Annotated in this window: 25 protein-coding genes; 10 read left to right on the top strand and 15 right to left on the bottom strand. The window is 74.1% G+C overall.

The genetic code is table 11. The annotated features are described in order from the left end of the window. Positions 1 to 689 precede the first annotated feature (689 nt). Complete coding sequence (locus IF27_RS02530) at positions 690 to 1,448, top strand: hypothetical protein (protein WP_052847549.1); 759 nt, start codon at positions 690 to 692, stop codon at positions 1,446 to 1,448. Between the two features lie 21 nt (positions 1,449 to 1,469). Next, positions 1,470 to 1,979 carry a DUF4241 domain-containing protein gene (locus IF27_RS02525; protein ID WP_110945453.1) on the top strand — a complete coding sequence of 170 codons (510 nt, stop codon included), beginning with the start codon at positions 1,470 to 1,472 and terminating at the stop codon, positions 1,977 to 1,979. Here the strand turns inward: IF27_RS02525 and IF27_RS02520 are convergent. The 3 genes from IF27_RS02520 to IF27_RS02510 all read right to left on the bottom strand — a co-directional run bounded on the left by IF27_RS02520 (position 1,966) and on the right by IF27_RS02510 (position 5,450). Beyond that, entirely contained in the window at positions 1,966 to 2,364 is a 399-nt protein-coding gene (locus tag IF27_RS02520; protein WP_052847547.1) for a hypothetical protein, read from the bottom strand. The two genes, IF27_RS02525 and IF27_RS02520, sit on opposite strands and share 14 nt — an antisense overlap. 256 nt (positions 2,365 to 2,620) lie before the next feature. After that, a complete protein-coding gene (locus tag IF27_RS02515; RefSeq protein ID WP_052847546.1) occupies positions 2,621 to 5,101 on the bottom strand; it encodes a DUF4132 domain-containing protein in 2,481 nt (826 codons plus the stop codon). A 4-nt stretch (positions 5,102 to 5,105) separates the two neighbouring features. After that, positions 5,106 to 5,450, bottom strand: coding sequence for a hypothetical protein (locus IF27_RS02510; RefSeq protein ID WP_052847545.1), 345 nt, complete (start codon positions 5,448 to 5,450; stop codon positions 5,106 to 5,108). Between the two features lie 72 nt (positions 5,451 to 5,522). Here IF27_RS02510 and IF27_RS02505 point away from each other — a divergent pair, with 72 nt between their 5' ends. Then, positions 5,523 to 6,074: an ArsR/SmtB family transcription factor gene (locus IF27_RS02505; protein WP_052847544.1), complete on the top strand. Its 552-nt coding sequence runs from the start codon at positions 5,523 to 5,525 to the stop codon at positions 6,072 to 6,074. A gap of 48 nt (positions 6,075 to 6,122) precedes the next feature. After that, complete coding sequence (locus IF27_RS02500) at positions 6,123 to 6,941, top strand: M23 family metallopeptidase (protein WP_110945452.1); 819 nt, start codon at positions 6,123 to 6,125, stop codon at positions 6,939 to 6,941. A 25-nt stretch (positions 6,942 to 6,966) separates the two neighbouring features. On the opposite strand, the gene IF27_RS02495 is transcribed toward IF27_RS02500, so the two are convergent. Together IF27_RS02495 and pip are read right to left on the bottom strand one after the other, a co-directional pair. After that, positions 6,967 to 7,713, bottom strand: coding sequence for an SDR family NAD(P)-dependent oxidoreductase (locus IF27_RS02495; RefSeq protein ID WP_052847543.1), 747 nt, complete (start codon positions 7,711 to 7,713; stop codon positions 6,967 to 6,969). 93 nt (positions 7,714 to 7,806) lie between these two features. Then, positions 7,807 to 8,745, bottom strand: coding sequence for a prolyl aminopeptidase (gene pip, locus IF27_RS02490; RefSeq protein WP_110945451.1), 939 nt, complete (start codon positions 8,743 to 8,745; stop codon positions 7,807 to 7,809). 85 nt (positions 8,746 to 8,830) lie between these two features. On the opposite strand from pip, the gene IF27_RS02485 reads away from it, so the two are divergent. After that, positions 8,831 to 9,349, top strand: a complete 519-nt coding sequence (locus IF27_RS02485; RefSeq protein WP_052847541.1) for a MarR family winged helix-turn-helix transcriptional regulator — start codon at positions 8,831 to 8,833, stop codon at positions 9,347 to 9,349. Here the strand turns inward: IF27_RS02485 and IF27_RS02480 are convergent. Continuing rightward, positions 9,328 to 10,698 (bottom strand): carboxylesterase family protein, encoded by a 1,371-nt coding sequence (locus IF27_RS02480; RefSeq protein ID WP_338058191.1) that lies wholly within the window; start codon positions 10,696 to 10,698, stop codon positions 9,328 to 9,330. The two genes, IF27_RS02485 and IF27_RS02480, sit on opposite strands and share 22 nt — an antisense overlap. 125 nt (positions 10,699 to 10,823) lie before the next feature. Here IF27_RS02480 and IF27_RS02475 point away from each other — a divergent pair, with 125 nt between their 5' ends. Further along, positions 10,824 to 11,588 carry an SDR family oxidoreductase gene (locus tag IF27_RS02475; RefSeq protein WP_052847539.1) on the top strand — a complete coding sequence of 255 codons (765 nt, stop codon included), beginning with the start codon at positions 10,824 to 10,826 and terminating at the stop codon, positions 11,586 to 11,588. A 33-nt stretch (positions 11,589 to 11,621) separates the two neighbouring features. Here the strand turns inward: IF27_RS02475 and IF27_RS02470 are convergent, their stop codons facing one another. Then, positions 11,622 to 12,053, bottom strand: coding sequence for a MarR family winged helix-turn-helix transcriptional regulator (locus tag IF27_RS02470; protein WP_052847538.1), 432 nt, complete (start codon positions 12,051 to 12,053; stop codon positions 11,622 to 11,624). Between the two features lie 117 nt (positions 12,054 to 12,170). On the opposite strand from IF27_RS02470, the gene IF27_RS02465 reads away from it, so the two are divergent. Continuing rightward, positions 12,171 to 12,632 (top strand): DUF6069 family protein, encoded by a 462-nt coding sequence (locus IF27_RS02465; RefSeq protein ID WP_052847908.1) that lies wholly within the window; start codon positions 12,171 to 12,173, stop codon positions 12,630 to 12,632. Then, positions 12,629 to 13,072, top strand: a complete 444-nt coding sequence (locus IF27_RS02460) for a nitroreductase family deazaflavin-dependent oxidoreductase (RefSeq protein ID WP_052847537.1) — start codon at positions 12,629 to 12,631, stop codon at positions 13,070 to 13,072. Before IF27_RS02465 ends, IF27_RS02460 begins: the two co-directional genes overlap by 4 nt. A 58-nt stretch (positions 13,073 to 13,130) precedes the next feature. Here IF27_RS02460 and IF27_RS02455 read toward each other — a convergent pair whose 3' ends face one another. After that, positions 13,131 to 13,865, bottom strand: a complete 735-nt coding sequence (locus tag IF27_RS02455; protein WP_190232791.1) for a carbonic anhydrase — start codon at positions 13,863 to 13,865, stop codon at positions 13,131 to 13,133. 167 nt (positions 13,866 to 14,032) lie between these two features. Beyond that, positions 14,033 to 14,194, bottom strand: coding sequence for a hypothetical protein (locus tag IF27_RS30795; protein ID WP_190232772.1), 162 nt, complete (start codon positions 14,192 to 14,194; stop codon positions 14,033 to 14,035). Positions 14,195 to 14,747: 553 nt separating this feature from the next. Between IF27_RS30795 and IF27_RS02450 the strand changes: the two genes are divergently transcribed. Beyond that, on the top strand, positions 14,748 to 15,371 hold the full coding sequence (locus tag IF27_RS02450; protein WP_190232771.1) for an AMIN-like domain-containing (lipo)protein: 624 nt from the start codon (positions 14,748 to 14,750) through the stop codon (positions 15,369 to 15,371). A 30-nt stretch (positions 15,372 to 15,401) separates the two neighbouring features. Here IF27_RS02450 and IF27_RS02445 read toward each other — a convergent pair whose 3' ends face one another. The 4 genes from IF27_RS02445 to IF27_RS02430 all read right to left on the bottom strand — a co-directional run bounded on the left by IF27_RS02445 (position 15,402) and on the right by IF27_RS02430 (position 17,765). Further along, on the bottom strand, positions 15,402 to 15,944 hold the full coding sequence (locus IF27_RS02445; RefSeq protein WP_052847534.1) for a sugar O-acetyltransferase: 543 nt from the start codon (positions 15,942 to 15,944) through the stop codon (positions 15,402 to 15,404). Positions 15,945 to 16,071: 127 nt separating this feature from the next. Then, positions 16,072 to 16,410 (bottom strand): rhodanese-like domain-containing protein, encoded by a 339-nt coding sequence (locus IF27_RS02440; RefSeq protein WP_052847533.1) that lies wholly within the window; start codon positions 16,408 to 16,410, stop codon positions 16,072 to 16,074. Between the two features lie 10 nt (positions 16,411 to 16,420). Beyond that, complete coding sequence (locus IF27_RS02435) at positions 16,421 to 17,371, bottom strand: J domain-containing protein (RefSeq protein WP_223290882.1); 951 nt, start codon at positions 17,369 to 17,371, stop codon at positions 16,421 to 16,423. 16 nt (positions 17,372 to 17,387) lie between these two features. Next, a complete protein-coding gene (locus tag IF27_RS02430; RefSeq protein WP_052847532.1) occupies positions 17,388 to 17,765 on the bottom strand; it encodes a winged helix-turn-helix transcriptional regulator in 378 nt (125 codons plus the stop codon). Between the two features lie 122 nt (positions 17,766 to 17,887). Between IF27_RS02430 and IF27_RS02425 the strand changes: the two genes are divergently transcribed. Continuing rightward, a complete protein-coding gene (locus IF27_RS02425; protein ID WP_052847531.1) occupies positions 17,888 to 18,535 on the top strand; it encodes an FMN-dependent NADH-azoreductase in 648 nt (215 codons plus the stop codon). 158 nt (positions 18,536 to 18,693) lie between these two features. Here IF27_RS02425 and IF27_RS02420 read toward each other — a convergent pair whose 3' ends face one another. Then, positions 18,694 to 20,013, bottom strand: a complete 1,320-nt coding sequence (locus IF27_RS02420) for an NAD(P)-binding domain-containing protein (RefSeq protein ID WP_110945450.1) — start codon at positions 20,011 to 20,013, stop codon at positions 18,694 to 18,696. Then, positions 20,006 to 21,346 carry a carboxylate--amine ligase gene (locus IF27_RS02415; RefSeq protein ID WP_190232770.1) on the bottom strand — a complete coding sequence of 447 codons (1,341 nt, stop codon included), beginning with the start codon at positions 21,344 to 21,346 and terminating at the stop codon, positions 20,006 to 20,008. Before IF27_RS02415 ends, IF27_RS02420 begins: the two co-directional genes overlap by 8 nt. Between the last annotated feature and the right edge of the window lie 37 nt (positions 21,347 to 21,383).

Below are 21,383 nucleotides of genomic sequence, written 5' to 3'. Positions count from 1 at the left end.
TTCCAGGTGGACTTCCGTGGCCTGATCGTCGTCGGTGTCGGCGCTCTCGGACACCTCCCAGGTGCCCGGACCGCTCGCGGTGGAGAAGGCGGATCCCTCGTCACCCGGCGAGGCGGAGCGGTTGTGGAAGTACCCGCATGCGTGGGAGACGCTGAGCATGCCGTCCGCGGCGAGCACCAGCAGACCGCCCTCGTCGTCCTCCCACGTGCCCACCAACTGGCTCTCCACCAGTACGAGGGGGTCGCCTTCCGGTTCGGGAGGCGGGAGCAGGTCCCTCAGCGCGAGCAGCACCGTCAGCCCCAGGATGGCGACGAAGGGCATCGCCGCCACGATCCCGATGCAGATCAGGACGCGGCGGACGAGGGCGAACGGCCCTTTTCTCCGCCGGGATCTCGCATCGTCGTGGCGCCCGTGCGGATAGCCCACCGGCCCGTCGGTCTTCGGCATGCGCCACCCCCACAGAGCTCGCACCGGCCGATGAACATCTTCCACCCCCGGGTCTCGGCGGCGTGCGGTGGGTGGCGGTATCCCGGGTGGGGCTGCTCGATGAGGATCGGTCAGGATCGGCGAGGGTGTTCGCAACCTCCGCCCCCCTGGCCACCCGCCGGGACGGCCGATTGTCAGAGGTCCCGGTTACTGTCAGTACAGGAATCGGGGAACACACCGGTCAGGCAGGGGGTGGGGGCGTCATGACGAGCGCGGCCGAGGTGACGGCGGTGACAGCGGTGACGTACGCGGAAGGCTGGGACCTGTCCGCGTGCCGCCCGTTGACACCGCTGTCGAGGGCAGAGGCCGAGGGGCGGGACGCGGCGGGTGAGCCGTACGTGGTCGTCCACCGGGCGGCCGGGCGGTCCGTCCCCGTGGAGGTGCATCTCATCGCATGGGAAGCCCTGTACGTGGGCGTCTGGGCATACGACGCGCGGGGGCGTCGTGTTCGTGAGACGGACTGGCGTCTCATCGAGCCGGACCGCCTGTTCCTGCGCCATGCCGAGGAGTGGCGCTACGACGACGAGGACGCGGCCGAGTTCGCGCCCGACGTGTGGCACACCACGGTCGATGTCTTCCCCGGTGACAACGGATTCCGGACGGTCGAGCCGGACGGTCGGCGCGGTATACAGCTGCACGCCCCCACCGGTGTGCCCGAGGAGGACCGGTGGCGCGGGAGAGCGGCGTTCGGCGTGCACGCCCTCGCATCCCCAGGTCCTGAGCCTGCCCCGGGGACGCACGAGGACGGCGGGGACGGCGGGGACGGCGGGGACTGCACGGCCGGGGAGCCCGCCACCCGCTGGCTGCCACCCCGCCCCGCCGAAGCGGCCTTCCTGCGCGAGCTGTTCGAACCGGGCACGCGTCTCGCGACGGACATACGGCCGGAGATGACGGTCGGGGAACCACGGGAGATAGCCCGGCTCCGCCTGCCGAGCGGCAGGTTGGCGGTCGCGGACCCCTAAGGCGAGGAGCCCTGCCGCGAACTGACGCAGGAATTCCCGCCAGGCGCCCACCCGTTGCAGTCCGCTGTCCTCACCTTCGAGACGGAGTACGAGGGCAGGCGGTCCCGCCGCATGAGCGAGGTGGCTATCCGCCTCCTCCTCACGCCGGAGGCGCCGGTCTCGTGGGAACTGGCCACCGCCGCGGGCGACGACGTCCGGCTGCCGCGCGACGATGAGATCGTCGGCTTCGGCACGGACGGCGCCGCCGGGGCGTTCGCCGACGCCTCCGGCTGGGACGTTCTCGCGGACAGGTACCGGCGCTACCTCGACGAGGAGGACGACGACGCCGGGGAGACGCTGGACGAGGGGTACCTCCGGACCACGGACGAGGTGACGAGCGGCGATCTCGTCTCCTTCCTCACCGAAGGCGACGGGACCTTGCCCGTCTGGCTCGGGCGTTCCCGCACCGGTGATCCGGTCTCCGTCGTGGTGGTGACCGACTGGCTTCCCGGGCTGCGGCTGCTCGGGGCGGCCGACGTCAGCTCAGGGTGACGGTGTAACGGTTGGCCGTCCGGTCGAAGGTGACCGTGCTCGGGGGGACCGGGAAGCCGAAGTGCTCGGCCGCCCACTGGAGGACGGCCAGGGCCATCGCCTCGGGCTGGTGGTCGGTGAGGGGGTAGAGGAACCGTTCGACGGTCACCGTCACATGTCCCGCTCCGGCGGCGGCCGTCACGGCGGGCGCGACATGTCGCAGCCCCTCGTGCAAGAAGGCCAGGTCGTCCTCCACCGCGTGCGGTTCCCGGACGCGCAGCGACAGGCGGTCCGTGACGGGCACGCCGTCCGGCGGCGGCGGGCCGGTCAGCGCGCCCGCGGTCAGTCGGACGTACAGGCCCCACGGCCCTGCCAGATGACGGTAGACGGTGGTGGTCGTCTCCATGGCTGCCCCCTTCGTTCCTCACGGCGCCGGTACGGTGGGCCGCCCCGCCCCCGTCCCCGCCGGTGACCCGGCGGTCGTGGGCGTACCGGCCGTGGAGGAAGGTCTCCTGGCCGGGCGGCCCGAGATCCGGCGCGAGGCCCACCGACGCCCCGCCCGCCGAGGACGTGATCCGCGGGCCGGAGCGGCGTACCGCGCGGTCGGGCGACACCGCCGTACGGCCGCCTCCCCGCGAGGGGACGGCCGTGCGGGGGCCTGGTCAGAGCTGGCTCAGGATGGTCGGGTCGGTGATCGCGGCGTCGTCGGCGAGGAGGAACGCCTTGCTGAGGATGACGGACAGCATGCCGTCCCCCTCGAACGGCAGGTACGCCGCCGGGTGACGCCCGCCGTCCGCCTTGGGGACGACACAGAGGTAGCGGTCGTCGGGAATGATCATGATGTTGGCCGAACCGAGGTGTATGCGGTACGTGTGCAGGCTCCCCTTCACCTGGAGGAAATGGCCGTCGAGGGTGCAGCGATCGGCTATCGCGAGCCGGGGCACGAGCCGTTCGAGGAGCGCCCGGCGCGTCCGCGCCGACTCGCTCAACGTGCCGAACCCGTAGGACGCCCAGTACGCGCGGTGCCGCCCGCCGGGGCCGCCGTCCTGCCACGTCGGGTCGTTGCCGACGCTCGCCACGCCGACGAACAGATCGACGTCACGCAGCACTTCGCTGAGCACGAGCGGCGGTATCGACTCCAGGGCGAGCGGTTCGGTGTGCGGGCGCATCACGTAGGCGCCGCCCCCGCAGTGGGCCGAGTTCCGCGGCGCGTCGATCGGGTAGAAGCGCACCTGGTCGGTGACCAGCCGGGCGTAGGCGCCCGAGTCGGTGAGGTCGAGGTCGCGGTGGTCGCCCGAGTCCGCCTCGATCCAGAACTCGGCGCGCAGCCCCCAGCGCGGCAGGTCGCGGGTGGCGGGCGGGGCCTCGTCGTCCACCGCGAGCCGCAGTTTGTTGCGCCAGCCGCGGACGGCGGCGAGCGAGTGGAACTGGTGCTGACGCAGGACGTGGGCGGCGAAGCGGTTGGAGTACGTGCCGGTGGCGCGTTCGGCGTCGGTCAGCGGATACACCTCGCGGTGGGCCTGCTTGAACGGCTGGGTGATCATGCGTTCCTCAAGCCAGGCACGCCAGGCCGCCGTCTCGGCGGGCTCCCGGCCCGCCGGGTGCCACAGCGCCACCTCGGGACCGTCGGCCCCGGGACCGGCCGCCGCGGCGGGGCTCACCAGGTCTCCGGCGAGCGTGCGCGGGCCGCCGTCCGCCCAGCACACGGTCTCGCCATCGACGGTCCACAGGAGGCGGCGGGCGAGCGTGCCGACGAGCGGGTGGTCGAGATACCGCTCGCGCCAGGCCGCGTAGGACCACGTCCTGCGCGCGAGGAACAGCCGGTCGAGCCGTTCGCCCTGCGCCCGCAGGGTCCGGTCGATGTCCTTGACCGAGGACTTGAGCGCCTTCAGTTCCTCCGCGTGGTCCCGGCGGACGGCCACCGGGACGCTCCTGGTGACGCGTCCCGCAGCGGTACGCCAGGTGAGGACCGCCTTCGTGCGCTGGACCTCCAGGTGGGCGGTCGCCTCGCCGAAGGTCAGGACACGCCGCCCGCCCTCGGCCAGTCCGTGGGTGGGGACGGCCAGTTCCTCGATGTCGTCGCGGGTGATGCCGAGTTCGGCGGCGCGGGACTCCAGCGCGCCGTCGAGCATCCGCGCCGTCGCCCTGGCGGTGACGCGGGTGGTGAGCCGCGCCATCTCGGCGAGCGCGGCGTCGCCCTCGATGCGGGAGAGGGCGAGGACGGCGGCGTTGGCGACCTTCGGGTTGCGGGGGCCGGTGCCGGGGATCTTCCGGAGCGCGGCCTCCACGAGGACGCCGAGGGCGCTCGCGACGTCGGGATGCGGGGGCAGGCAGGTCGTGAGCCAGGCGAGACCGCGCAACGCGACGGCGTTGTAGGAGTCGAAGAGTTCGTTGACGCCCCGGTCGTACCGGACGCGCAGCGGCACGGTGCGGGGCCGTCCGACCAGCGCGGCGAGCGGCTTGACGGCGGCCAGCACCCTGTCCTGGCCGACCGCCTCGATCCGGGCGGCGGCCACCTTGCGCCAGGCGACGGTGGGCTTGGCGGCCGTCGCGGTCGTGAGATGGCGCAGCAGGGCGAGCCAGGGGTCGTCCGGCCCGTCCGCCAGGGACATCGCGTGTTCCGCCCACGGCTCGCCGACGTTGAGCACGGGCTCGGTGAGGCGCTTGCCGAGGGTCTGCATGCGGTCGGACGGCAGGATGGGGTGGTAGGGGTCGAGAAGGCTGCGGCGGACGGCGGCGACGACGGCCGGGTCCACGGCGCGGCCTGCGTCCAGTTCCGCGTGGGCGAGATGGCCGAGGCCGTCCCACTCCCAGATGAGGAAGTCCTCGGCGGCGTCGGCCAGTTCGCGCACGCGCTCCGCGGCGAGGCGGTCGGGCCCGGCCGCGGGCGGCAGGCGGGAGAAGAGGACGAGGACGCGCCGTCTGGTCTCCGTCCCGGTGACGGCGGTGAGCCGGTCGGCCACCTCGTCGGTGAACCGGCCGCGTACGTCGGCGGGGAGCGCGCTCAGGGTCGAGAGCTCCCAGTCCCAGACGACAGGGGCGTTTGGGACCTGCGCGGCCTCCAGGAGGAGATCGGCCGCCGTGTCCAGGGCGTCGGCGGCGACGGCGGTGCGGAAGCGGCGGACGCGGTCGATGAACTCCATCGCGTCAGCCCCCGGCCAGGGGGACGAGCCGGAGGAACGTGACCTCGGCGCCGGACGTCAGGTCCATCTCCTCGTCGAGGTCGGTGATCTGACGCTCCCCCACCAGGACCACGAACCCGTTGCCCGCGAACTCCTTCAGCGCCCGCTCCGTCCGCGCGGCGACGTCCGCTTGACGGGGTGTCCGCGGCGCGAGGCCGCCCGGCGCACGGTCGTCGGACTCCGCCACCTCGTGCTCGACACGGCGCCGTATCAGCTCGCGCAACGGGAGCCGCCCCTCGGCGACGTCGATCCCCCGGCCGGTGCTCCGGCCCCCCGATGTCGTCTCCTCGACGAACGTGACCTTTCCCATGACCAGGACCGTACGAGACGCCACTGACAATCCCGGGTTTACAAGTTTTACGTAGGTACGTAATATCCCCCCATGGAACTGGACGAACGCGTCGCCGCACTGGAGCGACGCGTGGCGGAGCTGGAGCGCCGTGGCACGGGCGAGCCCGGCGACGGCGGAGGCCGTGACGGCGCGGCGCCCGGCGGCGGGGAAGGGGGTCGGCCGTCCGCCGACCCCTTCTGGGCGCTGGAGGGCCTCAAGTCCGCGCTGGCGGACGAGGAGGCGGCCGACGGCGGCGTCCTGTTCACCGGCGCGGTCCGGCTGCCCACCGGCGAAGCCGTCGAGTGGCAGTGGAGCCGGACGACCGACGTGCTCCTGGAGAGCGACTGGACGGACGCGGCCGAGGTGTTCGCCGCGCTCGGGCACCCCGTGCGGATGCGGCTGCTCAAGGAGATCCTCGCCGGACGCCGGACCGTCGCCGAGCTGGCTGCCCTGGACGGCCTCGGCACCACCGGCCAGATCTACCACCACCTGCGGCAACTGACCGCCGCCGGATGGCTGCGCCCCGCCGCCAGGGGGCGGCACGAGGTGCCGCCGCAGCGGGTCGTCCCGCTGCTGGTCGCCCTCGCCGCCGCGCTGCCCTGACCCCCGCACCCACCGCACCCACCGCACCCACCCGAGGAGAGCAGCACGATGCGCATACCCGTACGGACACTCGGCGCCGTGGGGCAGGTGATGTGGTGGGTGTTCGCCGGCCTCGCCGTGACCAACCTCCTCTTCGACATCCGGTACACGTACCTGATCACCTGGCTCGCGGCCGTCCCGGCCGTCGTGCTGCCGTACGTGGCGCGGCGGCTGTCCCGGCCGCACGCCGAGCCAGTGGCCGTCGAGGTGGACCCGCCCGTCACCGGCCGCTGGCTCGGGCACAACAGCCCGGCGGACAAGGTCCCGAGCCACGGCACCAGGGGGCTCGGGCAGGCGTACGCGATCGACATCCTCGCCGAGCCCGAGGACCGGGCCGGGGCACGCCCGGCGTTCGGCTGGTGGCCGCTGATGCGCAGGAACGCGCACTTCCCCGCGTTCGGCGAACCGTTGTTCGCTGTGGCCGACGCGACGGTGGTACGCACCGGGGCCAAGCGGCGCGACCACCTCAGCCGCAACTCGTGGCCCGCCATGGTGTACCTGCTGTTCGAAGGCGCTCTGCGCAGCATCGGCGGCCCGTACTGGGTGGTGGGGAACCACGTCCTGCTCGACCTGGGCGACGGCACCTACGCCCTGTACGCCCACCTCAAGCGCGGCTCCGTCACCGTCAGGGCGGGCGAGCGCGTGCGCGCCGGGCAGGTGCTGGGGCGGTGCGGCAACTCGGGCAACACCACCGAGCCGCACCTGCACTTCCAGCTGATGGACTCCGACGACCTGCGCATCGCGCACGGCGTCCCGTTCCGCTGGCGCGGCGTCGGCGTCCCGGCGGCTGGCGAGTACTTCACCGTCCCCGAGACCGCCCCCCGTTGAGGAGGGCGGCCCGGAGGCAGGCGGCTCAGACGGTGAAGCCGCCGTCCGCGTGGAGCGAGGCGCCCGTGACGTACCCGGCCGCCGGGGAGGCCAGGAACGCCACCGCGCTCGCGATCTCGTCGGGCGTCCCGTAGCGGCCGAGGGCGGTGTACCCGTTGACGGTGGCCGCGTTCGGGCCGTCCGCCGGGTTCAGGTCCGTGTCGGTCGGGCCCGGGTGGACGAGGTTGACCGTGATGCCGCGCGGCCCGAGGTCGCGGGCGAGCCCCTTCGTCATACCGGTCAGCGCCGCCTTGCTCAGCGCGTACAGCGTGAAGCCGGGGAACACGGTTCGCTCGGCGACGTTGCTGCCCACGCTGATGATCCGGCCGCCCTCCGTCATGTGGCGGGCGGCGGCCCGGGACGCCAGGTAGGGGGCGCGGACGTTCACGGCGACCGTCGCGTCGAACGTGGCGCGGTCCAGTTCCTCCAGCGGGCCGACCGGGAAGGCGGCGGCGTTGTTCACCAGGACGTCCAGGCGGCCGGTCCGCGCGACCGCCGTGTCCACGGCCGCCTCGACCGCCTCCGGGTCCTCGCCGTCGGCCAGGACCGCGAACGCCCGCCGCCCGAGCCGCTCGATCTCCCCGACGACCGCCCGCGCGCTGTCCTTGTCACGCCGGTAGGTGAGCACGACGTCCGCGCCGCCGTCCGCGAGTCGGAGCGCCACCGCGGCGCCGATGCCCCGGCCGCCACCCGTCACCAGCGCCGTCCTGCCTGCGAAATCGTTTTCCTTCATGCCACCGATCGTGGCCCGGCGCGCGGCCGGGCACCGGCGGCGGCCGGACGTCGCGCTGCGGACGTGGTGTCCGGAAACCGCCACCGGCACAGGTCAGCCCCTTGCCGCGAACTCCGCGAGGGCGGCGCGGACATGGGCGCGGCTCGCCTCGTTCCCGAGGTGCCCCGCCTCCTCCGTCACATGGAGACGCGCGTCGGGCCACACCTGCGCGAGGGCCCAGGCCGTGTGCGGCGGACCGCCCATGTCGAGCCGCCCGTGCACGAGGACGCCGGGGATGCCCGCGAGCCGGTGCGCGTCCCGCAGCAGCGCGCCCTCCTCCAGCCAGGCCCCGTGCGCGAAGTAGTGCGTGCAGATGCGGACGAGCGCGACCCGTGCGGCGGGCGGCCGGTCGCCGAACGGGCGCGGGCCGCCCTTCGTCTCGCCCGAGAGGACCGCGTCCTCCCAGGCGCACCAGTCGGCCACCGCCTTGGCGCGGACCGCCGCGTCCTGGTCCTCCATCAGGCGGGCGTACGCGCCGACGACGTCGCCGTCGCGCGGGGTGCCGGGCGCCCCGGCGAGGAAACGTTCCCACTCCTCGGGGAAAAAGCGTCCGACCCCCCTGTACAGCCAGTCGATCTCCGAGCGGCGGGTCGTCGTCACGCTCGCGATGACGATCTCCGAGACGCGCTCCGGGTGTTGCTCGGCGTAGGCGAGGATCAGCGTCGAGCCCCAGGAGCCGCCGTAGAGCAGCCAGCGGTCGATGCCCAGGTGGGTGCGGAGGCGTTCCATGTCGGCGACGAGGTGGTGCGTCGTGTTGTGGCGCATGTCGGTGGCCGGGTCGCTCGCGTGCGGGGTGCTGCGGCCTGAGCCGCGCTGGTCGAGGAGGACGACGCGGTAGCGCTCCAGGTCGAAGAGGCCGGGCCTGACCGGGTTGCTCCCGGTCCCCGGGCCGCCGTGGACGATCAGCGCGGGCTTGCCCGCCGGGTCGCCGTGCGCCTCCCAGTGGACGTGGTTGCCGTCGCCCACGTCGAGCATGCCGCTGGTTCCGCTCATGTCACTCGCCCTCACGGTGTGTCGTCGGTGTTCCGGGGCGTGAATATAACAGTGCTTATATAGAAGCGCTGTTATATTCGGCGCCATGACCGCCCCGCCCCCCGACGCCGCTCTCCCCGACGCCGCTCCTCCCGGCCCGGCCTTCCTCGGCACGCGCCTCCGGCTCCTCCTCGACACGCTGGACCGCGACGTCCAGGCCGTCTACACCGACCTGGGCCTGCCCGACTTCCGCCCGCGCTTCGCGCCCGTCGTCCGCGCCGTGGCGGCCCGGGGCGCGCTGCCCATCCGGGAGGTGGCCCTCGCGATCGGTGTCACGCACTCGGCGGCCAGCCAGACCGTCGCGCAGATGGCCAAGGAGGGGCTGGTCAGCCTCACCCCCGGGGACGAGGACGCGCGCCAGCGCCTCGTGCGCCTGACCCCCGAGGCCGAGGCGCTGCTGCCGAGGATCGACGCCGAGTGGGCGGCGACGGAGCGGGCCGCCGCCGCCCTGGAGACCGAACTCCCCTACCCGCTCAGCCGCCTCGTCACCGAGACGCTCGCCGCGCTGGAACGCCGCCCGCTGCGCGAGCGGATCGGGGAGGTTCAGCGGGACGCGGGGGAGTAGGCGAACGGCGCCCACAGGGCACGGGTGTCCTCGGGCTCGGGGACGGGCGGGCCGGGTGGCCGGCCCGGCGCCTGCCAGCGGCGTACGGTGCCGGTGGCCCAGCCGGGGTCGCCCGACGCGGCGAACGCCGCCCAGGCGGCCGTGATCTCCCCGGGGCCTTCCGGGGAGTTGCCGAAGGCGTGGGGGATCTCCGCGCCGTGCCAGGCACCGTCGTAGCGCGCACGGTACGTGCGTCCACCGGCCGCCGTGTGGAGGTCCGCGAGGCGGCGGGTGTACTCCCCGAAGAGCAGGTCGCCGTGCACCGCCAGGTAGACGTCGGCGGCGGACGCGCCGGGCATCAGCGTCCGGTAGCCGTCGGTCAGCCCGGCGGGCAGCCGGGACCAGCGGGCGAACGCGGCGAGGTCGGTGTCGGTGCGGACCGGGCGGCCTTGGCCGAACGCGTCCATCAGCCAGAACTCGTGCGACGTCGTGCAGACCAGGAGATCGACGGCGGGGTCGGGGGAGGTGGCGGGATCGTCGGGCAGGACCGGGCCGTGGACGACGGGGTTGTAGGGGCGCGAACCGGCCGCGGCCACGGTGTCGGTCGCCGCGACGAGCGCGGCGGGGGACGCCTCCGCCAGCGGGCCCGTCCGCTCCGCCACGCGGCGGGCGATGCGGGTGGCGAGGCGGTGGGAGAAGACGGGGCCCACGGCGCTGTGGGTGATCGCCCGGCGGAAGAGGCCGCGGGCCGGGGCCATGAGGCACAGGACGGAGGTGGCGCCAGAGGACTGACCGGCGAGGGTGACGTTGTCCGGTGCGCCGCCGAACGCCGCCGCGTTGTCGCGGACCCAGCGCAGCGCGGCCACCTGGTCGAGGAGCCCCCTGTTGGGCGGGGCGCCGGGGACGAGGCCGTACCCCTCGAAGCCGAGGCGGTGGTTGAGGGTGACGACGACCATGCCGTTCCCGCTGGCGGCGAGGACTGCGCCGTCGAACTCGGGCTGGGCCGCGGAGCCGAAGGTGTACGCGCCGCCGTGCAGCCAGACCAGCACGGGCAGGCCGGACGTGCCGCGCGCGGCCGGTGCCCACACGTTGACGGTGAGGAAGTCCGCGCCCGCCGGGTCGTCCGGGTCCCACACCGGCGCGCCGGGGAGACGGGCCGACTGCGGCGCGACGGGGCCGAACGCGCCGCCGTCCCGGACGCCCTGCCAGGCGGCCGGGGCCTGCGGCGGGGGGAACCGGTCGCGGGCGGCTTCTCGAAAAACGAACGTTCGTTTTTTGCGGTTCGGCTCTGCGGAAAGGAACGTTCGTTTTCCACCACCCCACCCCGCGCCCGCCCCCCTGAGACGCGCGTACGGGATGCCCCGCGCCACGAGGACGGCGGAGCCGGGAGCGGCGGGCCACGCCCGCACCGTCCCCTGCCTCAACCGGATGTCCCGCGCTCCCACGCCCACCACTCCCCTCCCACGGTCCGCTCGTGGCAGCCTAGGTTGACCTCATGACAACTTCCGGCACCCCCCGCGTCCCCGGTACCGCGCTCGTCACCGGCGCCTCCCGTGGTCTCGGCGCCGCCATCGCCCGCCGGCTCGCCGCCGAAGGGCACCCGGTCGCGGTCGCCTACCGTTCCGGCACGGAGGCCGCCCACCGCGTCGTCACGGACATCCGCGCCGCGGGCGGCACCGCCGAGGCGTTCCCCACCGACGTCACCGACGAGGCCGCCGTCACCACGCTCGTCGGCGACATCACCGACCACCTCGGCCCGATCGGCGTCCTGGTCCTCAACGCCACCGGCCCCCAGCCCCTGACCGCCCCCGAGACCGTCACCTGGCAGGACCACCTCGACCAGCTCACGTTCTTCGTCAAGAGCCCCACGCTCCTCATGGAGGCCACCCTCCCCGCCATGCGCGACCTGGGTGGCGGCCGGATCATCCAGATCGGCTCCGACGTGCTCGAACGGGTCCTCCCCGACATGTCCCCTTACATCGCGGCCAAGGCCGCCCAGCACGCGCTGACCGAGATCTGGGCGCGCGCCCTCGGCCCGTACGGCGTCACCGTCAACACCGTCGCCCCCGGCTGGATCCCGGTGGAGCGGCACGCCGACGCGACGCCGGAGTCCCTCGCCGACTACGCCGCGGGGGTGCCGCTCGGCCACCTCGGGCGGCCCGAGGACGTCGCCGCCACCGTCGCCTTCCTCGCCTCACCAGCCGCCGGATTCGTCACCGGCGAACGCGTCAAGGTCAACGGCGGGCACACCCTCGGCTGACGGCGCCGGGCCCGTCCGCGCAGCGGGCCCGTCTCAGCCGTCGGCGCCCGCCATGACGCGGGCCAACAGGTCCCGCAGCGTGCCCAGTTCCTCCGGCGGCAGGTCGAAGAGCCCGCCGGTGAACGCGTGGTAGCGGCGCCCGAGCGACACGCGGCGCCGCCGCCCCTCGTCGGTGAGCGCGACCATCTTGACCCGCCGGTCCGCCGGGTCGGTGCGCCGCTCGACCAGCCCCCGGCGTTCGAGCCCGTCCACGATGCCGGTGACGTTGGACGCGTCGCAGGACAGCCACTCGGCGAGCCGCCGCATCGGGGCGGGCTCGTCCAGCCGGGCCACGACGATCGCCTGCGCGGGCGGCAGGTCGAGGCCCGCGGCGGTGTCGTTGAAGTCGAGACGGAGACGCTCCGAGATCTGCGTCACGAGCGAGGCCACCTCGTCCACGACCGGGTCGCTGTGCTGGGCGCTCATGCTCCCGATCGTACGCCGCGCCCTTCGGCCGGAGAACTGTTGAGCACCTCAAGCACATACCCTAGACTGCCCAAACAGTTGAGGTCATCAACAATGGTCGATCACAAGGAGTTCACCATGTCCACCCCTGCCCCGACACCCGACCGCCCCGGCACACGCGCCCTGCGCGGCCTCGCCGTCCTCGGCTCGGTCGCCGCGGCCCTGCTCGTCTGGCTCGTCGGCGACCCGGTCCTCGGCGCCGAGATGGTCTTCACCCAGGGCGACCAGGACCCCCAGGACGTCGGCGCCGCCGCCATCGTGCTCTTCTCGGCCGCCGCCGCCCTGCTGGGCTGGGCGCTGCTGGCGGTGCTGGAACGATTCGCCTCTGCCAGGGCCCGCACGGTGTGGACGGCCGTGGCCGTCGTCGTCCTGGCGCTCTCGTGCGTGCCGCTCCTCGACGTGGAGGCGACGGGCGGGACGAAGGCCGTGCTGGCGCTGACGCACTTCGCGGTCGCCGCCGTCCTCATACCGCTCCTGCGCCGTGCGTCGCCGCGAGTCGCCGCGCCTGCCGCGCCCGTCACGGCGGGGCCCGCCGCGTGAGCGACGGTGACGAGACCGAGAAGGTCATCGACAACGCGACGGGCTGGGTCGCGGAGCACATCCGCCGGTACGTCGCGACGGACGGCGCGGAGGGCCACGACTACCAGGGCCTGCCGACCCTGCTCCTGACCACCCGGGGACGCAGGTCCGGCGCGCTGCGCCGGACCGCGCTCATCTACGGCCAGGACGCGGGCCGTTACCTGCTCGTCGCGTCGAACGGCGGCGCCGACCGGCACCCCGCCTGGTACCTCAACCTGGACGCGGAACCGGACGTCACCCTCCAGGTCGGCGCCGAGCGCTTCACGGCCCGCGCCCGCACCGCCGACCCCACGGAGAAGGCGGCGCTGTGGCCACGCATGACCGCGCTGTTCCCCCTCTACGACACGTACCGGGGGCAGACGGACCGGGACATCCCGCTGGTCGTCCTCGAACGCCGCTGAAGCGGGGACGCCGCCGGTGCGGCGGCGTCAACCACGCCTCACCCTCCGCCCCTGGCGGTCAGTCCACGACGTGCACGCGCTGGTTCACCAGCTCGTAGCGCGCCCCGACGATCGCCAGGTCGCCGGTCGCGACCTTGGCGGCCAGATCGGGCTCGGCGGCCAACCGGGAGCGGACGAGGGCGACGTTCGCGGTGACCGTCGCGTCCACCCGCGCGTCACCCGTCACCGAGTGGTCGATCGCCGGGGTGATCTGGTCGGCGAGGTACTGGATGTGGGCGGGCAGATGCGTCCCGTGCTCCTCGGCCTCGACGGCCGCCGCGACCGCGCCGCACGACTGGTGGCCCAGGACGAGGACCAGGGGGATCCCCAGCTCCAGCACGCCGTACGCGATGCTGCCGAGCACCGCCTCGTCGAGCACCTCGCCCGCCGAGCGGACGGTCATCAGGTCGCCGAGACCCTGGTCGAAGACCAGTTCTGGCGGCACCCGGGAGTCGATGCAGCCGAGGACGAGGGCGAACGGGTCCTGGCCCCCGACGAGTTCCTGCCGCAGCACGCGGCCCTCGTGCGGGTGGCGCTCGCGGAAGGTGCGCCAGCGGCGGTTGCCCGCCGCCAGTTCGGTCAGGGCCTCGGCGGGTGTGGTCGGACGGGGCCTCCGGTCCGCGCGGCCTTCGGCGGCGGCGGTCGGGGCGGTGGCGAGGAAGGCACCGGCGGTCGCGGCACCCCCTGCGAGCGCGGTACGGAGCACGGTGCGGCGCGGGGCGCCGCCGGGTCTGTTCGCACGTACGGTCGATATCACGGCCGGAGACTAACCGTGTACCTATGGCCAACGGTTCTGTCTTGACGATCCGTTGAGCAACTCTTGACTCAACTGCGCCACTGGAAACGGCAGTTCATCTGCATGTCAGACGGCGTCCGGTCACAGGTCGCGTGGCGGCGGCATGCGGCGAGGGGCGGACGCCGTCAGCCGTCGTACCTGAGCTGGGCGTTCCCGGCGCTCCGGGCGTTCGCCTCCCGCACCTTCTCGCGTAACTGCCGCATGGTCGCGCTCTCCTGGTCGTCCCCGCGTGGTGGCGCGGGCGCGGCGGGGGCGCCGTCCTGGCTCGTCGTAGCGGTCCGCGTCATGGTTCCTCCACCCCGGGCGGTCCGGCCGTCACCGCCCTGGCACACTTCTCGTCGGTCCGTCCTCTCCGGCGGGACCCGGCGCGCCCGGCGGCCGTCCGGGCACCCTGCGCACCGGCCCCACGTCCACGGTGGTGGACGCACCCGCGCCGCACGAGGCGCACGGCCCGGCGCGTCGATGCGAACCGCTGCACGAATAACCACAGCGTGGGCGGCCCGTCACGCCCGTGAGGCCGCCCCGCGCGTACGTGCTCCCGTGTGAAGCGGCAGGCCGAGGCCGCGCATCCGCGTGCCTCGCGACAGCCGGGCGCAAGGGGCGGACGGACCGCGCGACCGTGCCACCGTCCGCCCGACCCCGCGCCCCGGCACCTCCCGGCGGCCACACGTCCCAGGGGGCGACCGCGGGTGGTCGGCGGGAAGCTCGAAAAAACGAACGTTCGTTTTCGCACACCAGCGGCCACCCTCCCGCATGTGCCGCCAACTCGCCTGGCGATCGCCCGAGTTGGCGTGAGATCATCAGGGCAATCGTTTCTTCGCTCGCCCGGGGGGGGTCCGCGTGATACGCCGGTCCGGACATGCTCGCTCGACCGCCCTCGCCCTCGGGCTGGTCCTCGTCCTCGGAGTCACCGCCTGCGGGACGGAGTCCTCGCCCGAGACCCGTACAGCACCGACCGACGGGAGCACCGCCACCACACCGGTGGCCGACCCGAGCGAAGGAACGGCGACGGACGACCACCACGAGACCGCGGCGACTGGCTGGGACACCCGCGAGAAGTCCGGCGAGGGCCGGAGGTCCGGCGCCGAGACCGCACCCGCCCGGCTCGAAAGCGTCTCCACCCAGGAGCACGAAGGCCACGACAGCGTCACCCTCACCTTCGACCAGGGCACCCCGCCGTACCTCGCCGTCTACGAAGAGCCGCTCGTCCTGCACACCGGTGAGGGGGAGGAGGCCGACCTGCCCGGCGCGCACGGCCTGAAGCTCGTCCTCGTCTTCACGACGGCCGACGCCGACGTCCCCCTCGACGGCACGACGGACACGGTCCGCGCGCTGGGACACCTGGGCTCGTTCGAGGGCGAGTCGGCCCTCGGCATCGGCGTCGGGCAGGAGGGCGCCGAGCGGCCCGGCTTCCAGGTGACGGCCGAGGGCGACACCCTCACCGTCGAGATCGCCCACACCTGACCGGCCGCCCGACCATCCGCCCGACCCGGCTCAGGCGTCCGGCGGGACCTCCCGCAGCACACGCGCCGGATTGCCCGCCGCGACCACACCGGACGGCAGGTCCCTGGTCACCACCGCCCCCGCGCCGACGACCGTGTCCTCCCCGATCGTGACGCCGGGGCAGACGATCACCCCACCCCCGAGCCAGACGTTGTCGCCGATCGTGATGGGCGCCGCGGCCTCCCACTTGGCGCGCCGCGCCCCTGGCTCGACCGGATGGGTGGGCGTCAGCAGCTGGACGTTCGGGCCGATCTGGCAGTCCGCGCCGATGGTGATGGGCGCGACGTCCAGGAACACCCCTCCGGTGTTGACGAACGTCCGGGCCCCGATCGTGATGTACCGCCCGTAGTCCACCCGGAACGGCGGACGCACGTAGGCGTCCTCCCCCAGATCACCGATCAGCTCCGCGAGGATCCCGACACGGCCCGGCTCCCCCGCCCGCGACGCGTTGAAGCGCTCGGTGAGACGCTCGGCGCGCGCCGCGTCGGCGCTCAGCTCCGGGTCGTCGGCGATGTACGGCTCACCGGCGAGCATGCGGTCCTTCTGGCTGCGCGCACCGCCTGCCCCGGCAGAGGCGTTCTCACTGGTCACGCCGCCGTTCTACCAGTGAGGGCGGCCGTACGTCAGGACGCACGGCCGCCGCCACGGGCCGGGACCGGCCTCACAGGACGTACGGTTCCCCGCCCTCGGCGCTCAGCGGACGGCCCGCGGCCTGCCAGGCGTGCATGCCCCCATCGACGTTCACGGCGTTCACACCGCGCTGGATGAGGTACTGGGCGACCTGGGCGGACCGCCCGCCCACCTTGCAGACGACGTAGACCTCGCCGTCGCCCGCGTTCCCGGCGATCTCCTCGAACCGTTCCATGACCTGGCCCATCGGGACGTGCACGGCGCCGTCCGCGTGCCCTGCGGTCCACTCGTCGTGCTCGCGGACGTCCAGCAGGGGCGCGCCCTCGGGGACGGCGGCGGCGGGCACGGAGGGGAGGGAAGCGAAGCTCATACCGCCGACCCTAACCGTTCGTCCCGGCCGCGCCCGCCCCGTCGCCGGCCTCGCCCGCCTCGTCAGGCGGCGCCGCGGGCGCCCGCGCGGCGCCCCCGTCGCGCTGACGGGCCAGCTCGGCCTCCCGTTCGGTGATCTGCCGCCGCAGTCCCTCGGCGACCTCGGCGAGCATGCCGTCCGGATCGTCACCCGCCATGCGCAGCATCGACCCCACGGCGCTGTCCTCCAGCGCGGCCACGGCGTCGGCCAGGAGGTCCTTGCGCCTGGCCAGCCACTCCAGCCGGGCGTACAGCTCCTCGTGCGGGAGACCGGCGGGCTCGGGCTCGGGGCCGCGGTCCCACTCGTCGGCCAGTTCACGCAGGGCCGGTTCGTCACCGCGCGCGTAGGCGAGGTTGACGCGCGAGATGAAGACGTCGCGGCGGTGGCGCTCGGTCTCGTCGGTGGCGAGGTCGGGGTGGCAGCGGCGCACGAGGTCGCGGTAGAGGCGGCGGACCTTCTCGCCGGGGCGCACGCGCGGCGGGCGCTGGACGGGCTGCTCGGTGAGCATGGCGTAGCCCTCGGTGCTGTAGCCGTCGCTGTCGAGCCAGCCGTGGAACAGCTCGGAGACCTGCGGCATCGGCGTCAGGGCGGCGCGGGCCTCGCGGGCGCGGCGTTCGTCCTCGGGGTCGCCGGTACGGGCGGCGACGGCCTCGGCGATGGCCGCGTCCAGTTCCTCGATGCGCCCGTAGAGCGGACCGAGGCGTTCCTCGTGGAGGCGGGAGAAGTTCTCGACCTCGATGCGGAACGTCTCGACGGCGATCTCGAACTCGATCAGCGCCGCCTCCGCGGCCCGGACGGCGCGCGCGAGGCGCTCGGCGGCCTCCTCGTAGGCGGCCCGCTCAGCGGGGTCGGGCGGGTCGGGGACGGCCTGGGGGGAGGACGTCTGGTTCTGCGCGTCGAAGGGGGCGTCGCTCGCTGCCATTGGGACAGCCTAAGGGTCAGGGGCGCAGCTGCTCGGGGCAGCGGGCGCCGCCGAGGTCGAGGTTCTCCTCCGCCCAGCGGCTCAGTTCGACGAGGGCGGGCCGCAGTTCGTACCCGGAGCGGGTCAGCTCGTACTTGACGCGCACGGGCGGACCGTCCACGACGTGCCTGGTCAGCAGCCCGAGGGCGGCCAGTTCCGAGAGGCGGTCGGAGAGCATCCGTTCGCTGATGCCGGGAACCGCGCGGCGCAGTTCGCCGAAGTGTCCTGGGCCGGACATGAGGGCCGCGACGACGAGCCCCGTCCAGCGCTTGCCGAGCAGCTCGAAGACGCGGTTGATGGCGGAGTCGGGCTCGCTACAGCCAGGTGGGCCCTGATTGTCCTGTGCGTCCGGCATCTGATCAGCCTATCCGGGGCGGCCCCGATCACCTCTACTGCAAAAAAGTAAGTGGGTGTGCTATTACTAGTTGAGTACTTCATAACAGTACCTGAGAACTTCACTTTCCCGGAGGAAGACCCATGGCCACGCTCCTGCACATCGACTCCTCGCTGAACGGCGACGCGTCCGTCTCCCGGGCGGTCACCCGCACCTTCCGCGAGGCGTGGGAGGAGCAGCACCCCGAGGGCGAGGTCGTCTACCGCGACCTCGCCGCCGCCCCTCTGCCCCACCTGACCGGCATCGCCTACCACACCCAGAACGTGCCGGTCGGCGAGCGGAGCGCCGAGCAGACCGCCGCGTTCGCCCTGCGCGAGGAGCTGACGGCCGAGCTGGAGTCGGCGGACGCCGTGCTGCTCGGCGCCCCGCTGTACAACTACTCGATACCGTCCGTGCTGAAGGCGTGGCTGGACCACGTGATCGTCATCGGCCGTACGGCGGGCGAGACCTCGACCATCGCGGGCAAGCCGGTGACCGTCGTGACCAGCCGCGGCGGCTCGTACGCCGAGGGCACGCCGATGGCGGGGAACGACTACGCGCAGCCGTACCTGGCATGGCTGCTGGAGGGCGCGCTCCAGCTCGACGCGACCTTCATCGTCCCCGAGCTGACGCTGGCCCACCTCGTCCCGGCGATGGCTCCCCTGCGGGACAAGGCGAAGGCGTCCGCGGACCGCGCCCACGACTCCGCGCGCGCCACGGCCAAGGAACTGGCGGCACGGCTGGCGGCCTGAGCGCCGCTCCCTCACGCGGCCCGGCCGCCGGACCTGAGCCGACGACCGGGCACCGCTCCGTTCCCTGCCCCGGCGAAGAAAAACGAACATTCGCTTTCCTCTCGCGCACGGGGCCGCCCGCCCGCGCGGCACGCGCGACCGGCGCCGCCGTCGGCTCCCTACGCGCGGTGCTCGGCGCCGCCGACCACGTCCTCCTCACGCGCAGCCGCAAAACGAGCGTCCGTTTTCCCCGGCTGCCACGACGGCTGCGGTACCCGCGGCGTCCGCGTACGCGTCCCGGCGTCCATCCGCCGCCGCACCCCGGCGACCAGCCGGGCCGCCGTGTACGTCGCCCCGTGGACGAACCGCATGGACGGGCCGAACACGGGCGCCGTCAGCAGCCCGGCGAAGAAGAGACCTGGCCGCGACGACTCGAACCCGGCGTCGAGGTCGGGCGCCCACGTCCCGCGCACCGTCCGCAGTTCCTCCCGCAGCCCGGCGTCGAGCAACCGCAGGCGCCGCAGGTCCGGCTCGAAGCCGGTGGCCGCCACGACGTGGTCCGCCTCGGCCGACTCCCGCACCCCCGGCCCGGACGCCGCCGCCAGATCGAGCCGCACCCCCACGTCCGACCCGACCGCCCGCACCACGCGCAGCCCGAGCCGCACCGGGACGACCTCCTCGACCCGCTCCCGCAACCACCACGCCCCCGCCGGGCCCAACGCCGTGTCCGCGATGTGCGTCCGCACCCCCGCGGGCAACAGCCGCACCCCACCCGGCAGACACGACCACGCCCAGCTGGACCAGCCGATCCCGAGACCGCTGTGCGGCGCACGCAGCTTCGCCAACGCGCTCCTCCGCAGCGGGACCGGCAGCGTGTTCCACCGCACGGCGCCCGCACGCGCCACGACCACCGGCCGCGCGCCCCCCTCCGCCAAGAGCGCCGCCGTCTCCAGCGCCGCCTGCCCCGCCCCCAGCACGACGACGTCACGCCCCCGGAAGCGCCCGAGGTCCTGGTGGTCGCTGCTGTGCGACGCCAGCCCGACGGGCAGCTCCCGCAGCGCCCCCGGCAGGTTGACGAACGGCATGACGCCGATGGCCAGGGCGACGTTGCGCGTCAGCATCGTCTCGCCGTCCGCCGTCTCGACCCGGAACCCCGCGCCGTGGGGCAGCACCGCCGTGACGACACGTTCCTCCACGGGCACCGGCAGCCGCTCGGCGAACCACAGCCCGTACCGGGTGAACGCCCCGATCGGCAGCGGCCTCCCGTGCTCCGCCCGCAGGCCGTGCGCCGCCGCGTAGGCGGCCAGGGTGTCCGCGGTGCCGGGCGAGGACAGGTTCGACGCCCACGGCTCCGACTTCAGATACATGCCGTCCGGCATGTGGTCGCGCCAGGACGCCATCGGACGCCCGATGACCCGCAGGTCGAGTCCGGCGGCGGCGGCATGGGCGGCGATGGACAGCCCGTAGGGCCCGGCACCCACCACAACGAGGTCATGCATCAGGGGTCATCTCTCTTTGTTCGTCCCGACTGGTTCCGGGCTGGTCACCGACATGTGGAAGGGCTCGCGAACGGCCCGCCGAGGGGTTCCGCGCCTCGGACGAGCCGCGCTCCCGGACGGCGGGCGCCCGCTCAGGCCACCGGACCAGGCGGCGTGCCCAGGCCCCGGTGGCGGCGAGGAAGGGCGCCGGGTCGTCCGCCGCGAACCACGCCCACTCCACCTCGCCCCGCCCCCCGCCGCGCCCGGCCGCGCGCCGCCCGGGCAGGCCGGACAGGGACGCCAGCAGCCCGTAGCTCTCCACGACGAACGTCCGCCGCCCCCCGGCGGGCCTGGCGGGCGCGGGCGGCACGGGCCGCCGTCCCGTCAGCTCCAGGTGCAGCGCCCGCACGACATCGAGTCCCGAGCGGTCCTCGAACAGCCGGAACTGCGCGCCTGGCCGTGGGTTGAAGTCCAGCAGGTGGTACGACCCGGTGTCAGGGTCACGGCGGAAGTCCAGGTCGAGCACCCCGCGGAACCCGACGCGGGCGGCCAGCCGCAGGGCGACGTCGGTCACCGCGCGGTTGGGCACCCAGCTCCCGACCGCCGTCAGTCCGGCGGCGCGCGGCCAGGAGAGCTCCTTGCGGCCCGTGCCGCCGAGCAGGCAGGTGCCGTCCGCCGCGAAGCAGCCGTGGAAGAACCAGTCCGCGCGGGGCCCGCCGCGCAGCATCCGTTGCAGGATCAGCCTGCTGCCCGCGTACGGCGACTGCTCGTACAGACGCCGCGCCTCCGCGGCCGTGCTGACGACGGTGGTGCTCCGCAGTCCTGAACCGGGCGGCAGGAGCCAGGGGCGGCTCCACTTGGCCACGACGGGAAGCCCCAGGGCGGTGACGGCGGCGACGGCGGCGGCCGGGCTCTCGGGCACGACGGTGCGCGGATGCGGGATGCCGAGGCGCCCGCAGAGCGCGGCGAGCCGCACCTTGTCCGCGGCCTGCTCGACCACGGCGGGCGGCACGTCCGGCAGCAGGAACGATTCGCGCAGCTCGGGGGCGAGGCGGGCGACGGCGAGGGCGCCGACGTCGTCCAGCGGGACGAGGACGGCGGGGCGTCCGATGCGGCGCGCGGCGGCGCGGAGGGCGGCGGCGACGTCCTCGGGGGCCGTGGGGTCACCGGCGAAGTGGTGGGAGGCGGCGAGGTAGCGGGAGCGGGCGAGGGGCGCGCCCCCCGGTTCGACGAACGCGTGCACCTCGACCCCCGCGCGGCCGAGGGACCTGACCACGCCGAGCGCCCCGTGGTGGAACGGGTTGCGGTCGAGGCGCAGGAGGAGCGCCGGAACCCGGGAGTCGAGGGGTCGCATGGGCCGAATCTTTCAACGCCGTGCGCGCCGGTAGGCC

Origin of the sequence: Streptomyces avicenniae (genome assembly GCF_000719135.1) — a bacterium.
In the GTDB taxonomy this organism is placed as follows: Bacteria; Actinomycetota; Actinomycetes; order Streptomycetales; family Streptomycetaceae; genus Streptomyces; species Streptomyces avicenniae.
The sequence above is the reverse complement of the archived record's forward strand: the minus strand, read 5'-3'. Positions and strand labels throughout refer to the sequence as shown.